Source organism: Streptomyces sp. NPDC091682 (assembly GCF_044756625.1).
In the GTDB taxonomy this organism is placed as follows: domain Bacteria; phylum Actinomycetota; class Actinomycetes; order Streptomycetales; family Streptomycetaceae; genus Streptomyces.
Genome location: NZ_JBIVTH010000040.1, coordinates 1 through 13,177 on the forward strand (window position 1 = coordinate 1; position 13,177 = coordinate 13,177).

Here is a 13,177-nt window from a genome sequence, read left to right on the forward strand (position 1 = left end):
ACCCCCCAGGTCATTCGTCCGACAGAGGGGACACAGTCATACCGGGCCCGGAGGCCAGCGGCCCCATTGCAGGACCGCGAAAAACATAACGGGGGCAGGCGGGGCACGGATCCCCGGGTGTCCGACTCTCGTCCGGGCCTGCAGACTGGGAAGAGCGGAGCCCGTGGTGACGGGGGCCGGTGAGAGGGGCGGTGGCGATGGATGCGAGGGACTTCCCTCGGTCTTCCGGCGGTCATCCGTTCGATATGGATATCGCTCTTGACCGCATCGCGGACCGGGCCAGGGCTCTCGCCGAGACCGAGGAAAGGCTTCGGGGGCTGCTCGACGCGGTGCTCGCCGTCAGCGGGGAGAAGGAGCTGCCGGGTGTGCTGCGCAGGATCGTCTCCAGCGCGCTGGCCCTCGTCGACGCCCGTTACGGAGCCATCGGCATCCTCGACGACCGGCGCGAGGGACTTCAGGACTTCATCACGCTGGGACTGACCAAGCAGGAGAAGCGCCGCCTTGCGGGCATCGAGAAGCCGCAGGGCAGGGGCCTGCTGGGCCATGTGATCCGCCACCCCGAACCCCTGCGGGTCGATGACATCGGCGCCCACCCGGAGTCCTCCGGCTTCCCGCCCGGACACCCGCCGATGCGCACGCTGCTGGGAACGGCGATCAGGGTCCAGGGCGAGGTGTACGGGGATCTGTACCTCGCCGACCGTCGCGACGGCAGGCCCTTCGACGCCGATGACCAGGCCGTGGTCCTCGCCTTGGCGGGCGCAGCGGGGGTGGCCATCGAAAAGGCACGTCTGATCACCCAGATCCGGGCCGGCGCCGAACGGTTTCAGCGCCTCCTGCTGCCCACGCTGCCGGACCTGGCTCCCTTCACGGCCGCAGCGCACTACCGCCCGGCCGAGGGAGCCAGACTGGGCGGCGACTGGTACGACGCGGTGCTCGTGCCCGGGGGAGCCTGCGCGGTGGTCATCGGGGACGTCGTCGGGCACGACATGCAGGCGGCGGCGTCGATGGCCCAGATACGCAACATGCTGCGTGCCCTGCTCTACGAACGCCGCACCCCGCCCAGCGCCGTGCTCGCCCAGTTGGACCGCACGCTGGAGGCGATCACCGACAACCCGGTCACCACGGTGTGCCTGGCCCTGGTCGAGCCGGCGGGCCGCGCCTGGGAGGCGCACTGGAGCACTGCGGGGCACCTGCCTCCAGCGCTCGTCATCCCGGGAGAGGCCGCCCGGTACCTCCACGGCGACCCGGATCTGCACCTCGGCGTGGATACGGGGCATCCCCGCCGGGACCACCGCTGTTCCCTGCCCCCGAACGCGGCCCTCGTCTTCTACACCGACGGCCTCGTCGAGCACCCCGACCGGCCACTCGATGAAGGACTGGCCGCTCTCGCCCGGATCCTGACGGAGCACGCGGACCTAATGCCTGCGTCCGGCGCTGGTGGTTCGCGGCGCCGCCCGGCAGGCTCTCGTAGCGCCGGTGTCGACGCGCAGGCTGGGCCCGTTTCCTTCGGATTCTGGTGTCTGCACGGCTCGGCCTCCCGGGAACAGGGTGCGACTGCCTCCTCCACCTTCGTGCGTCGGGCGCCGGAGGGCCATGGGCCTCCCGGTCCCCTTGAGGGGCCCGACCGGCACCTGCCCGGGGCTCCGTTCAGGGCCATGCTGATGTCCGGGACAAGACCTCACGACGCGGAGAGGAGGGGCTGGCATGGGATCGGCGACACAACCGCAGGCACGGCCCCCACCGACCGGGCCGGACACGCCCGTGACGACCTGGACCGTCGGGGAGGTCATGCGAAGGGACGTGGTGGCCATCGCCGCCGACGAGACCGTGCTCATGGCCTGGGAGCTGCTGGAGAGGACCGGTGCCGCGCACCTTCCCGTCCTGTTGCCGGACGGCCGGTGCTCCGGACTCCTCGACCGCTGCGACATCGCGGTCGCGTGCTCCGCGCCCGCCGTCGTGCTCTCGGCACTGGACGTCGGCACCTTGGTGTCGGGGCGCCGGCGGGTGGCGGTCCGGGCGCAGGAAAGCGTACGCAAGGCAGCGTTCGCCATGACGGAGAACGGTTGCGATGCCCTGCCGGTGCTCGGCAGCGGCGGCGGGCTGGTCGGACTGCTGACAGCTTCCGACATCGTCGCCGCCCTCGTACGGAACCCGGCCCCTGGGCCCCGGGCCGCGGAGGGGGGAGCGATCGGACCGTTCTCGATGACCCCGGGACTCGGGCCCCGCCGTGACGACCGGGTGAACCCCGTTCCATGAGCGGCGTCACAGGATGAGGATGAGATGGCCAGGACGAACGACCGCGCGGCCGCACGCAGGACGGGCCCGGAGCGGTGGCGGGAGCCGGGTGCCCACGATGGACCGAGCGGGCCGCTGCCCGCACGTGAGAGGTCCGTCGGTCTGCCGCCGACGCGCCGCAGAGCCACACCACAGGGGCGGTCCGTGGACACCATCCGCGTCCGCGACCTGTTCGGTTGATCGCCCGTCGCCGGCACCCGCGGACAGGCCCGCCGGCCGGAGAGGCCGCGTCCGGTACCGCCGGGGGTGACGACCCGGGTGCGGAGGCGCCCGGGCGAGGGATCTCACCTCGCAGGTCCCGTGGGGTGACATACGTGCCCGCTGAGGGATACGACGCTGGAGGAGCTGTGAAGCCGACATTCGCGCTGGGTCGGATCGCGGGGGTTCGGATCGGTGTGCACTGGAGCATCCTGCTCATCTTCATGCTCATCGCACTCGGGCTGGCCGAAGGGCGGTTGCCGGATGCCTACCCGGGGCGTTCCGGGTGGATCTACTGGCTGGTGGGGTTGGTCACCGCAGCGGTGTTCTTCGCGTCTCTGCTCGCTCACGAACTGGCCCATGCCGTGGTGGCCCGGCGGAACAATGTGGACGTCGACGACATCGTGCTGTGGCTTCTGGGGGGTGTGGCCAGGCTCAGATCGGAAGCGTCGACGCCCGCCGCCGAGCTACGGATCGCCGGCGTCGGCCCGCTGGTGAGCCTGGGTCTGGGCGGGGGCTTCGCGCTCGTTGCGTGGCTGGTCGACGCTGCCGCGGGGCCCGGGCCGGTGAGTGAGGCGCTGGTATGGCTCGCGGTGATCAATCTCTTGCTGGCCCTGTTCAACTCGGTGCCGGCCGCTCCGCTGGACGGAGGCCGACTGCTGCGCGCCTTCCTGTGGTGGCGGACGGGTGACCGGGTGAGGGCTGCGGCAGGTGCGGCAGCGGCGGGGCGCGGGTTCGGCTGGTTCCTCCTCCTGGTCGGTCTGTTGTTGTTCGCCCGCGGTGACGTGGTCGGCGGGCTGTGGATCGTCATGATCGCCTGGTTCCTGATCGCTGCCGCGACCGCGGAGGGGCAGCAGGCGCAGTTGCGTGCGGTCCTGGCCGGTGTGCCGGTACGGGATGCCATGACGACCTCCCCGGGCACCGTTCCCGCCGGGTTGTCCATCGCGACGCTCCTGGGCGATCCCCGCTACCGCTACCACCACTCTGTCTTTCCCGTCATCGGTGACGACGGGCATTCCCCGGTGGGGCTGCTGACGCTCGGCGCGGCAGGGCGGGTCGCCGAGCGGCAACGCGGGTCGGTGACGGTCCAGGAGGTGATGGTCCCGCTCTCGGACGTCACCGTCGTCGGCCCGGACGCCCAGCTGGCCGAGTTGCTGGCTCGGATGCCGGCGGGAGGTGGGCAGCGGGCTCTCGTAGTGGACGAGAGCGGCAGCCTCGTCGGCATCGTCGCGTACTCGGACATCAGCCGTACCGTGTCCTGGCTGATGACCGCCAAAGGGCCCCCGCACTTCGGCGGTGTGCCGTGAGACGCGCGGCTCCCTCCTGCGGAGCGGCAGGAATCCGGGATTCGGCTCGCAGGGCCGAACGGCCCGGCCGGGAGGCCGGATGTCCTCGCACCGGCCGGGACGGACCGGGCGGGGGAACGCGCAGGCCTGCCGACGGGGCTCGCGGTGACGTACAGCACCACCCGGCTTTTCACCACCCCAGTCGTGGCACGAGACCGGGAGGGGCCCGGCAGGACCGGTTCGGGGACCGACCGGCCCACGTGCCGAGCCGCCGCGACGGGGCGGACCCGCCCTGCCGATGTCCGGGCGTGCGTGCCGTTCGCCGACTGTTCGTGCACTTGCCGTCGGCCTTCCCCTGACGGCCACGACGCGCTGCTCCGCCGGCGCCGGGAAGGGCGGCGCGGCGCGCGCCGGACGGCCACGGGCCTGAGAATGGAGGGATCCCCAGCTTGTTCCGGAGGTGCATGGCGTGGATGCCGTACAGGGACAGCGACAGCACACCTCGGCCGGGGGCCCCGATCTCTCGGGCAAGCCTGCTCGGCTCTTCGACCGGGAGGACGAATGGTCGGCGCTGCTCGCCTTTTCGAAGGATCCGCATGCCAGGACGGGTCTGGGTGCGGTCCTGGGCCGGCCCCGCCAAGGGAAGACGCTGTTGCTGGAATCGATGGCGCGGGCCACCGGCGGGTTCTATTTCGGTGGACAGGAGGCTACCGAAGCCGAGTCACTGCGCAGACTGGGTGCGGAGTACGCGCGCTACCGGCAGGTCTCGGAGCCCAGCCACTGGAGTGACTGGAAGGAGGCAGTGGACGCCTTGCTCGCGCTGGGTGATTCAAGTCCGCTGCCCGTCATCATCGACTCCTTTCCCGCCCTCGTCGCGGCGAGCCCGGCTCTGGCATCCGCTGTTCACGGGGCGGTCCGCCGCCTGGAGCGCTCGCCCCAGGAGAACCGTGCCCGCCTGATCCTCGCAGGCGATACGGGGCCGGTGATGAACCGGTTGTTCGCGCCCGCCGCCGCGCTGGCGGCCGCAGCCGCTCTCAAGGTCGACCTCCAGCCGTTCGACTTCCGCAAGGCGGCACGGCTGTGGGGCATCGACGACCCGGAGCTGGCCTTCCTCGTGTACGCCGTCGTCGGCGGAACCCCGGCCTACCGGCACGACTACGTGGGCGGCGACGCTCCCGCAGACCGGAACGACTTCGACGCCTGGGTCTGCCGGACCGTCCTGAATCCGTGCACGCCGCTGTTCCGTGAAGCCCGCCACCTCGTGGACGAGGAGACCGGACATCTCAGTCCCGGGGCTAGCCATTCCGTTCTGTCCGCCCTGGCCGCGGGATGCACGCGGCAGGGTGAGATCGCCTCTTTCCTCGGGCAGCAGCTCACCGATGCCTCTCAGGCGCTCACCGTCCTGCGGGAGCACGGACTGCTCCGGTCGGAACCGGACGGACTGCGGCCGGCCCTTGTGCGTCACCGGCCCGCTGACCAGCTCCTGGCATTCGAGCATGCGGTCGCCCGGCCGTGTCGGACTCTGCTTGAGCAGGGCGCCGCCGAAGCCGTGTGGGAAGACGCGCGCACCGATTTCCACTCCCGCGTAGCCGGACCCCAGTTCGCCCAGACGTGCCGGGACTGGGCAGTCCGCTTCGCCGCTCCCGACACCTTCGGCGCCGACCACGTGGCCGCCGCCCACGGCTCACTCGGTGCCGCTGCCCCGGCGACCGCGTTGCAGGCCGAGGTCGTGGTCCGCGAGCAGGACGGCCACAGGACCGGCGCCCTCCTGTCGGTGGGGCTCGCGCGATGGCAGACCGGCATGGACATCCACCACATGCAACGGTTGCGCAGCATCGTCGACACACTCGCATCCCGGGAAGAGGAGGATGTGAGCCGGGTGCGCCTGGCTCTCTACGGGGCATCGGGGTTCAGCCCGGAACTGCATGCGGCGCAGGCGCGCGACGAGGTCATGCTCATCGATCTTGAACGACTGTACCGGGGTGCCTAGACACGTCGTCACAGGCCGGGGGCGCCCCAGAGCGGGAACCAACGGCCCAGGTCCTCCTCGATGCGCAGGTCGTCCTTCACCGCGGCCTTGACCTGGAGTTCCAGCGGGTTGTCACGTTTCTGGCCGGGCAGCGGGGCGAAAGGGTAGAAGGCGCCCCGCTTGTAGAGGTAGACGAGGGCGAGCGGGCGCAGTTCTGCGTCGTGGAAGGTGACCAGGGAGCACAGGAGCTGCGGGCCGAAGCCGCCCTCCTCCAAGGCGGTGTTGACCGCGTGCAGGTCGTTGACCAGGGCGGGTAGCTCGGCAGGGTCACGGCGGGACAGCAGCCACGCGTACCCGTACTCATCCGTGCGGAACTCCACCGGAGGGCCCGCTCGTTCGGCGTCCGCGTCGAGGAGGGCGTGTACTTCCTGTCGGATTCGGGCGAAGGCGCCGCCCTCGATGGCGGCGAAGCACACCGAGCCCAGGCCGGTCGGAGTGAAGCCGATGGCGGCCTGGAGGGTGATGGCTGCCGACGGCAGGCCGAAGAGCTGGTCCAGGTCGGGCTTGACCAGCCTGCTGCGGCCGAACAGGGCATCCCAGAAGCCCACGGCGGATCAGCTCCTTCTCAGGGTGTCTGTTCGCCGGGTCCGCTCAGCTCGGCGGCGATCTCTTCGAGCGCGGCCAAGCGGCGTTCCAGGCTGGGGTGGGTGGAGAACAGGTTCGCCACTGCGGTGCCGGGACCGAGGGCGGGGGTGAAGAAGAACGCGTTGAACGCCTGGGCGGTGCGCAGGTCCCGCGTCGGGATCCGAGCGATGTCTCCGCTGACCTTGGTCAGCGCCGAGGCGAGGGCGGAAGGTTTCCCGGTGAGCATGGCGGCGGCCCGGTCGGCGGCCAGCTCGCGGTAGCGGGACAGGGCCCGGATGAGCAGGTAGCTGACCGCGTAGACGAGGGCGGAGACCGCCATCACGGACATGAAGACGACGGCGGTGTTCTGGTCGCGCTGGTCGCGTCCGCCGAACAGCTGGGAGTAGAACGCGAAGCGGACGACGAGCCCGGCGACCACGCCCAGGAACGAGGCGATGGTGATCACCGCGACATCGCGGTGCGCGACGTGCGAGAGCTCGTGTGCGAGGACGCCTTCGAGCTCCTCCGTTTCCAGGCGGCGCAGTAGTCCGGTGGTCACGCAGACCACGGCGTTCTCCGCGTTGCGGCCGGTGGCGAAGGCGTTGGGCAGGTCCATGTCGGAGACGGCCACCCGGGGCTTGGGCATGTCCGCGGTGGCGCAGAGCCGGTCGATGACACCGTGCAGCAGGGGCTGCTCCTCGGGCGTGACGAGGCGGCCGTGCATGGCGTACAGGGCGATCCGGTCGGAGTACCAGTACTGCGCGGCGAGCAGCCCCGCGGCGATGACGACCACCAGGACGACCGACTTGAGCAGGACGATCAGCGCGGCGATGAACGCCACGTACACCAGCCCGAGCAGGAACATGGTGACCACCATGCGGGCGGTCAGCTGCCGGTCGGGCTCGAAACGGCTGCGCATCGCCATCACCCCGGGATCAGGCCCTCGTCGGACAACAGCTCCCGTACCTGCCCGAGGCTGGTGCCCTCGTCGGGCAGCACCAGCTCGGACGGTGTGATCGTCTCGTCCGACAGCGGAGCGCCGAGGGTGCGTACCGCGTCCAGCAGCGCTGACAGGGCGGTGGTGAAGGCCGCGTCGTCCCCCACGTCGGCCGCCGCCTGAAGGGCGGAGTCCAGTTCGCCCAGCCGGGCCAGGTGCTCTTCGGCGATCTCGTACTGGCCCTCGCCCAGAATCCGCATGATCATGATTTCGCCTCCTGGTCCGACGGGCCCTTCGGGGAATTCGGGCTCTCGACTGCTGCCGGAGCGGGGGCCGCCGGGAGCTGGGCCTTCATCCGGGCCAGCTCGATCTCCACGTCCTGGCCCGCGGTCACACGCTCGAGCTCGGTCCGGATGTCGTCCCGCCCGGTCGACAAGGTGGCGTCCTCCAGGACGCCGGAAGCGATCAGTTCGTCCAGCGCACCCGCGCGCGCCTGGAGCTGTTCGGTCTTGTCCTGGGCGCGCTGCATGGCCAGGCCCACATCGCCCATTTCCTCGCCGATGCCGGTGACGGCCTCGGTGATGCTGGTCTGGGCCTCGGCGGCGGTGTAGGAGGCCTTGATCGTCTCTTTGCGGGTACGGAACGCGTCCACCTTCGCCGCCAGGCGCTGGGCCGCCAGGGTCAGCTTCTCCTCCTGGTCCTTCAGCGACGCCTGCCGGCCCTCCAGGTCGGTGATCTGCGCGGCCACGGCCGTGCACCGGGTGAGCGCCTCGCGGGCCAGGTCCTCACGCCCCGCGGCGAGCGCCTGCTCCGCCTGGCCCTGCAGCTTCTCCGCGGACTGACGCAACTGGCCGGCCTGCAGCTCGACCCGCTTGCGGCTGGTCGCCACATCGGCCACGCCGCGCCGGACCCGCTGGAGCATCTCCCGCTGCTGCTCGTAGGAGTAGTCCAGCACCTCGCGCGGGTCCTCGGCTTCGTCCAGTGCCTTGCTCGCCTTGACCCGGAACAAGCCGGCGATGCGTTGAGTGATGCTGGTCATGGCGACCGCCTTCCTCTCGACGCCGACGCCGTCCGCATACGACCGGCCTGGGTGTGCGCGCCGGGCACGTCGGTCACACGCCCTCGCCTCGGGTTACGACGCAGAGCGTGGCTCTTCCATTGTCCCGGTCCTCTCGAGGCACGGCAGCCTGATCGTGTCGGGGGTACCTCGCCGATGCGGGCCCGTGGTGCTCGCGGTGACGAGGGCGACATCACCATCACCCCGGCACCGGTAGCTGTCGTACGAGGCGGCGACCGACTTCGTCTTCCAGCAGGCCGAGCACGCTCGCAAGGGTTCCGGCGCTGTGGATCACGGTGCCTCCTCTCCGGACTTCGTCCCGCCGGCCGACCTCGCGGACACCGCTTCACGCCGCGCGCGCAGGCCGGCCGCCCAGTGCCGTCGCACCGCGTCCTCGTGCTCCGCTTGTTCCAGGGCCAGATCTGCCGCGGCCAGCTCCCGATGCATCCGGGGGATCCAATGCCGGCGCAGCACGCGCACCCGCAGCCGCGTCCGGTGGGTCTCCTCGGCGAGCAGGCGGGCGGCGGTGCGGGCCGCCGCGAACTCCGCGGCGGCCCGCACCGCCTCGCGGTAGGCGCCCTCGGCCACGACGAGGGCGGTGTTGCCCGGGGTGGGCTCGGCCGCGGCGCGCGCGGCGGGTGTCCAGGAGACACCGGACGGGTGGCGTACCCCCATCGTCGCGGTCCACTCCACTGTGGCCTCCGCCCGGTCCGCCACCACTGCTGATGCCAGCGCCTGTTCCCCGCCGAGCAGCAGTCCGCGCAGCAGCCACGTCTCCGCTTCTCCCAGGTGCTGCCGCCACCCACGGTCTGCCTCCTCCTCCGCCCGCCGCAGCTCCTGTTCATGGACCAGGAGGATGTGCAGTTTGCGCTCCAGCAGGTCGGCTCCGCGCAGCGCGGTGTCCAGGCTGCGCCGCAACCTGAGACGGCCCGCTCGCCCTGGCGGTACCCGGTGCTGCCCGGTCATGGGTGCGGCCCCCCGTCGTCGTGATGGGCGTCGTACAGAGCCGCGGGGATCATGGTGAGCCGGCTACGCGGCAAGGCGTGCAGCACCTCCCAGGCGCGGTCGAGGGCTTGGTCGAGCGGCCTGTGCTCGTCGGGCCGCTGGGCGAGGAACCTCGTCAGCCAGGCATGTTCGAGGTCCAGGTACCGCAGGTCCGCCGGGCTCAGCGCGGGCCGCCCGATCAGATCGGCCAGCTCCCGCACCTGCCGGGCCCGCGCGAGGGCGGCGACGAGTTGCGCGGCCACGTCCAGATGGTCCTCCCGGGTCCGGCCCGGTCCGGCCCCCTTCCGCATGAGCCGCGACAGCGAGCCGAGCGCGTCCAGGGGCGGATAGACACCGAGGGCGTGGGCCTCGCCGGACAGTACGATCTGGCCCTCCGTGATGTACCCGGTGAGATCCGGCACGGGATGGGTGATGTCCCCGGCCGGCATGGTGAGCAGCGGCAGCACGGTGACCGACCCCGGCCGGCCCCGGATCCTTCCGCAGCGTTCGTACAGCGAAGCGAGATCGCTGTAGAGGTAGCCGGGATACGCCCGCCGCGCCGGGATCTCGCCGCGGGCGGCGGACACCTCGCGCAGCGCCTCCGCGTAGGCCGTCATGTCGGTCATCACCACCAGGACGTGCCGGGCTTCGTCGAAGGCGAGGTGTTCCGCGATCGTGAGCGCCAGCCGCGGAGTGAGCAGCCGTTCGATCACCGGTTCGTCGGCGGTGTTGAGCAGCAGGACCAGTTCCCCGGAGGCGGAGCGCTCCGCCAGACCCTCACGGACGAAAGAGGCGTCGGGGTGGGTGAGTCCCATCCCGGCGAACACCACGCTGAACGCCTCGCCCGCGCAACTGGACTGTGCCGCGATCTGGACGGCCAGTTCGAGGTGCGGCAGCCCCGCGGCCGAGAAGACCGGCAGCTTCTGGCCCCGTACCAGGGTGGTGAGCACGTCGATGGCGCCCACCCCGGTCAGCACCGGCTCGGAAGGTGGTTCCCTGCGCACCGGGTTGATCGGCGTCCCGCCGACCGCCGCGTAGGTGGCGCCCAGGACCGGGGGACCACCGTCGGCCGGCTTACCACGGCCGTTGCAGATCCTGCCCAGCCAGCCGGTACCGACCGGAATGCGCAGCGGCGTTCCCGCGAAGGCGATGCGGGTGCCGGACGGATCCATGCCGGCCGTGTCCTCCAGGACCTGCACCACGGCGAGGTCGTGGTCCACTTCCAGCACCAGCCCGTGCCGCCGCTCGCCGGAGCCGAGGGTGATCCGGACGAACTCGTCCCACCCGACGCCGCTCACGCCGCCGACGACGAGGAGCGGGCCGCGCACCTCGCGGACGTCCGTGTACTCCACCTCGTACCCGGCCGTCACAGCGCCTCCCCGAGCCGTGCCAGAACCGTGTCCCGGGCGGCTTCCACCGCCGTCGTGTCCTCGGGGCCGGCTTCCTCACGGGCGCGCAGCAGCGGCGTGAAATCGACGGCTTCGACGGCGTCCGCCCGTGCACCCGAGTCGGCCAGTTCGCCGCAGCGTGCGACCACCGTCAGGACGGCTTCGGCCAGGGCGCCCGTCTTCGCGGGCGAGCAGTAGGAGTCCAGCGGCGACAGCGCATTCTGCTGCAGGACGCCCTCGCGCAGCAGGCGGCCGGCGAGCACGCTGACGCGCTCCTGCGGGGGCAGCGCGGCGACGCCGACCAGCTCGACCAGGTCGGCCAGCCGGTCCGCCTCGGTCAGGAGGGCGGCCACCCGGGTACGCCGCTGCGGCCAGTCCCGGTCGCCGGCCCTCTCGCGGGCAGCGGCGAGTGCGGCGACATCCCGGGAGAAGGAAGCGGACCACGAGAGCGCCGGATAGTGGCGGGCGTAGGCGAGGTCGCGGTCGAGGGACCACAGACACCGGACGAAGCGCTCCGTATGTGCGGTGACCGGTTCGGTGACATCACCGCCGGGCGGGGACACGGCGCCGATCACCGTGACCGATCCCGTGCGGCCGCCGAGGGTGCGTACAGCGGCGGCCCGCTCGTAGAAGGCGGCCAACTCGGAGGCGAGACGGGCGGGGTAGCCCTCCTCGGCCGGCAATTCGCCCATCCGGGAGGCGAATTCCCGCAGGGCCTCCGCCCACCGGGACGTCGAGTCGGCGATCAGCACCACGTCGAGGCCCATGTCCCGGAAGTACTCGGCGACCGTGGCGGCGGTGTGGATGCTCGCCTCGCGGGCCATCATCGGCATGTTGGAGGTGTTGGCGATGACCACCGTACGGTCGTGCAGCCGCCCGCCGGTGCGCGGATCCTCCAGCTCGGACAGCTCCGCGATCACATCGGCCATCTCGTTGCCGCGCTCCCCGCAGCCGACGTAGACGATCACATCGGCGTCGCACCATTTGGCGATCTGCTGAAGGAGCACGGTCTTGCCCGTGCCGAAGCTGCCGGGCACGGCGACGGTGCTGCCCAGCGCCATGGGGAACAGCAGGTCGATCGCCCGCTGCCCGGTGGTCAGCGGTTCCACCGCGCCGAGCCGCTCGCGCACCGGCCGAGGCTTGCGCACCGGCCACCGGGCGGACATCCGGATCTCCTTGCCCGCGACGACCGCCACGACCGTGCCCTCGTCGTACGAGCCCGCCGGGGCGATCCGCGTCACCGGACCGGAGCAGCCGGGTGGTACCAGCACGCCCAACGGGACCGGCAGGCCGATCTCGCCGAGTACTTCGCCCTCAGCGGCCTGCCCGCCCTCGGGCACGGACGGCGTGAACGACCAGGTGCGCTCCTCCGGCGTGCCCGTGTGCCCCGCCGTCAGCCGGTCGCCGGCGTGCGCCAACGGCCTGAGCAGACCGTCGAAGACCCCGCCGAGAAGCCCGGGCCCCAGCCGCACCGAGAGCGGCCCGCCCTGCGGACGTGCCGGGCCGCCCGGGGCCAGACCACCCGTGTACTCGTAGGCCTGGGCGGTGACCACGTCCCCTCTGATGGACACGACCTCCGCGGGGACGGCGGCCTCCCCGAGCAGCACGACGTCGTGCATGGCCGTGCCGCCGGTGTAGGTCAGTTCGACGAGCGGTCCGGCGACGCGCAGGATCCGCGGCGCTTCCACGGCGTCGTGCGGCGCCTTCACGGCGCCCACAGGGTCTCCGCCTCCGGGCCCGCGCGCTCCAGCGCACGCTCGGCCAGGGAGGTCAGGGTGAGATCGACCCGGCGGCCCGGGGCCTCGGCCAGCACTCCGCCGTCCGCGACGGCCGTGACCGACGCTCCGGGTCCGAGCAGGTCTCGTGCCCGCGCCTCCAGGCGGGCCCGCAGTGCCGCGTGGTCGGTGGGGGCGTGCAGGACGCCGTCGATGACACGCCGGCGGAGGTCCTCGTACACCTCTTTCCGGGCCTGGAGTTCGAGTGCGTACGCGCGCCGGCGGGCCCGTACGACTTCGCCTGCCGCGAAGGCGGCACCGTCCGCCCGGCCCTGGCGGCGGGCCCGCTCCAGGGTCGCCGCGGCCTTGTCGCTGCCGGACGCGAGGGTACGACGGGCGTCCTCGGCAGCCTCGGCGAGCAGGGAGTCGGCCGCCTCGTGTGCCACACGCAGGAGCTCGGCCCGTGCCGGTTCCAGCGTGTCGGCCCACTCCGTGCCCGTGGCGGTCATGAAGGCATCACCGCCACCAGCGGCTCGGTGCTGTCGATCCCGGGCCCCAGCGCTGCCGCCGCGGCGGGAGTGACGATGACCAGCGCGACGTCCCCGGAGAGCTCCCTCCAGGCCCTGCGGATGTCCTCCGGCCGTTCAGCCGGATGTACGTCCACCCCGGCGAGGGCAAGGCCGGCCACTTTGACCTGTTCGCCGATGGCGGCCACCGTACCCAT

Annotated in this window: 12 protein-coding genes and 1 pseudogene; 4 read left to right on the top strand and 9 right to left on the bottom strand. The window is 71.8% G+C overall.

The genetic code is table 11. The annotated features are described in order from the left end of the window. Positions 1 to 245: 245 nt before the first annotated feature. From ACIQK6_RS41220 to ACIQK6_RS41235, 4 genes and pseudogenes are all read left to right on the top strand, one after another. Positions 246 to 1,400, top strand: a pseudogene (locus tag ACIQK6_RS41220) (PP2C family protein-serine/threonine phosphatase); the annotation flags it as partial. A gap of 433 nt (positions 1,401 to 1,833) precedes the next feature. Then, the gene (locus tag ACIQK6_RS41225; protein ID WP_402697585.1) at positions 1,834 to 2,256 is read left to right on the top strand and encodes a CBS domain-containing protein; all 423 of its coding nucleotides are present in this window, start codon (positions 1,834 to 1,836) and stop codon (positions 2,254 to 2,256) included. A gap of 386 nt (positions 2,257 to 2,642) precedes the next feature. Then, positions 2,643 to 3,800, top strand: coding sequence for a site-2 protease family protein (locus tag ACIQK6_RS41230; RefSeq protein WP_329107264.1), 1,158 nt, complete (start codon positions 2,643 to 2,645; stop codon positions 3,798 to 3,800). Positions 3,801 to 4,248: 448 nt separating this feature from the next. Further along, complete coding sequence (locus ACIQK6_RS41235) at positions 4,249 to 5,769, top strand: ArsR family transcriptional regulator (protein ID WP_329107266.1); 1,521 nt, start codon at positions 4,249 to 4,251, stop codon at positions 5,767 to 5,769. A gap of 8 nt (positions 5,770 to 5,777) precedes the next feature. Here ACIQK6_RS41235 and ACIQK6_RS41240 read toward each other — a convergent pair whose 3' ends face one another. From ACIQK6_RS41240 to ACIQK6_RS41280, 9 genes are all read right to left on the bottom strand, one after another. After that, positions 5,778 to 6,356, bottom strand: a complete 579-nt coding sequence (locus tag ACIQK6_RS41240) for a hypothetical protein (RefSeq protein ID WP_329107268.1) — start codon at positions 6,354 to 6,356, stop codon at positions 5,778 to 5,780. Positions 6,357 to 6,373: 17 nt separating this feature from the next. Continuing rightward, the gene (gene htpX / locus ACIQK6_RS41245) at positions 6,374 to 7,291 is read right to left on the bottom strand and encodes a zinc metalloprotease HtpX (protein ID WP_329107270.1); all 918 of its coding nucleotides are present in this window, start codon (positions 7,289 to 7,291) and stop codon (positions 6,374 to 6,376) included. Between the two features lie 5 nt (positions 7,292 to 7,296). Further along, a complete protein-coding gene (locus tag ACIQK6_RS41250) occupies positions 7,297 to 7,575 on the bottom strand; it encodes a hypothetical protein (protein WP_329107272.1) in 279 nt (92 codons plus the stop codon). Next, entirely contained in the window at positions 7,572 to 8,348 is a 777-nt protein-coding gene (locus ACIQK6_RS41255) for a PspA/IM30 family protein (RefSeq protein WP_329107275.1), read from the bottom strand. The genes ACIQK6_RS41250 and ACIQK6_RS41255 overlap by 4 nt, the downstream gene beginning before the upstream one ends. A 309-nt stretch (positions 8,349 to 8,657) precedes the next feature. Further along, the gene (locus ACIQK6_RS41260; protein WP_329107277.1) at positions 8,658 to 9,332 is read right to left on the bottom strand and encodes a V-type ATP synthase subunit D; all 675 of its coding nucleotides are present in this window, start codon (positions 9,330 to 9,332) and stop codon (positions 8,658 to 8,660) included. Further along, the gene (locus tag ACIQK6_RS41265; protein WP_402697562.1) at positions 9,329 to 10,720 is read right to left on the bottom strand and encodes a V-type ATP synthase subunit B; all 1,392 of its coding nucleotides are present in this window, start codon (positions 10,718 to 10,720) and stop codon (positions 9,329 to 9,331) included. The genes ACIQK6_RS41260 and ACIQK6_RS41265 overlap by 4 nt, the downstream gene beginning before the upstream one ends. Beyond that, positions 10,717 to 12,456 (bottom strand): V-type ATP synthase subunit A, encoded by a 1,740-nt coding sequence (locus tag ACIQK6_RS41270; protein WP_402697564.1) that lies wholly within the window; start codon positions 12,454 to 12,456, stop codon positions 10,717 to 10,719. The genes ACIQK6_RS41265 and ACIQK6_RS41270 overlap by 4 nt, the downstream gene beginning before the upstream one ends. Further along, positions 12,444 to 12,962: a hypothetical protein gene (locus tag ACIQK6_RS41275; protein ID WP_329107282.1), complete on the bottom strand. Its 519-nt coding sequence runs from the start codon at positions 12,960 to 12,962 to the stop codon at positions 12,444 to 12,446. Before ACIQK6_RS41275 ends, ACIQK6_RS41270 begins: the two co-directional genes overlap by 13 nt. Next, complete coding sequence (locus tag ACIQK6_RS41280; protein WP_329107284.1) at positions 12,959 to 13,177, bottom strand: V-type ATP synthase subunit F; 219 nt, start codon at positions 13,175 to 13,177, stop codon at positions 12,959 to 12,961. The genes ACIQK6_RS41275 and ACIQK6_RS41280 overlap by 4 nt, the downstream gene beginning before the upstream one ends.

Bases quoted from the DNA above. Each gene is read 5' to 3' on its own strand.
- ACIQK6_RS41280 (WP_329107284.1), bottom strand. From the start codon at position 13,177: ATGGGTACGGTGGCCGCCATCGGCGAACAGGTCAAAGTGGCCGGCCTT.
- ACIQK6_RS41260 (WP_329107277.1), bottom strand. From the start codon at position 9,332: ATGACCGGGCAGCACCGGGTACCGCCAGGGCGAGCGGGCCGTCTCAGG.
- ACIQK6_RS41275 (WP_329107282.1), bottom strand. From the start codon at position 12,962: ATGACCGCCACGGGCACGGAGTGGGCCGACACGCTGGAACCGGCACGG.
- ACIQK6_RS41250 (WP_329107272.1), bottom strand. From the start codon at position 7,575: ATGATCATGCGGATTCTGGGCGAGGGCCAGTACGAGATCGCCGAAGAG.
- ACIQK6_RS41255 (WP_329107275.1), bottom strand. From the start codon at position 8,348: ATGACCAGCATCACTCAACGCATCGCCGGCTTGTTCCGGGTCAAGGCG.
- ACIQK6_RS41225 (WP_402697585.1), top strand. From the start codon at position 1,834: ATGGCCTGGGAGCTGCTGGAGAGGACCGGTGCCGCGCACCTTCCCGTC.
- htpX (WP_329107270.1), bottom strand. From the start codon at position 7,291: ATGCGCAGCCGTTTCGAGCCCGACCGGCAGCTGACCGCCCGCATGGTG.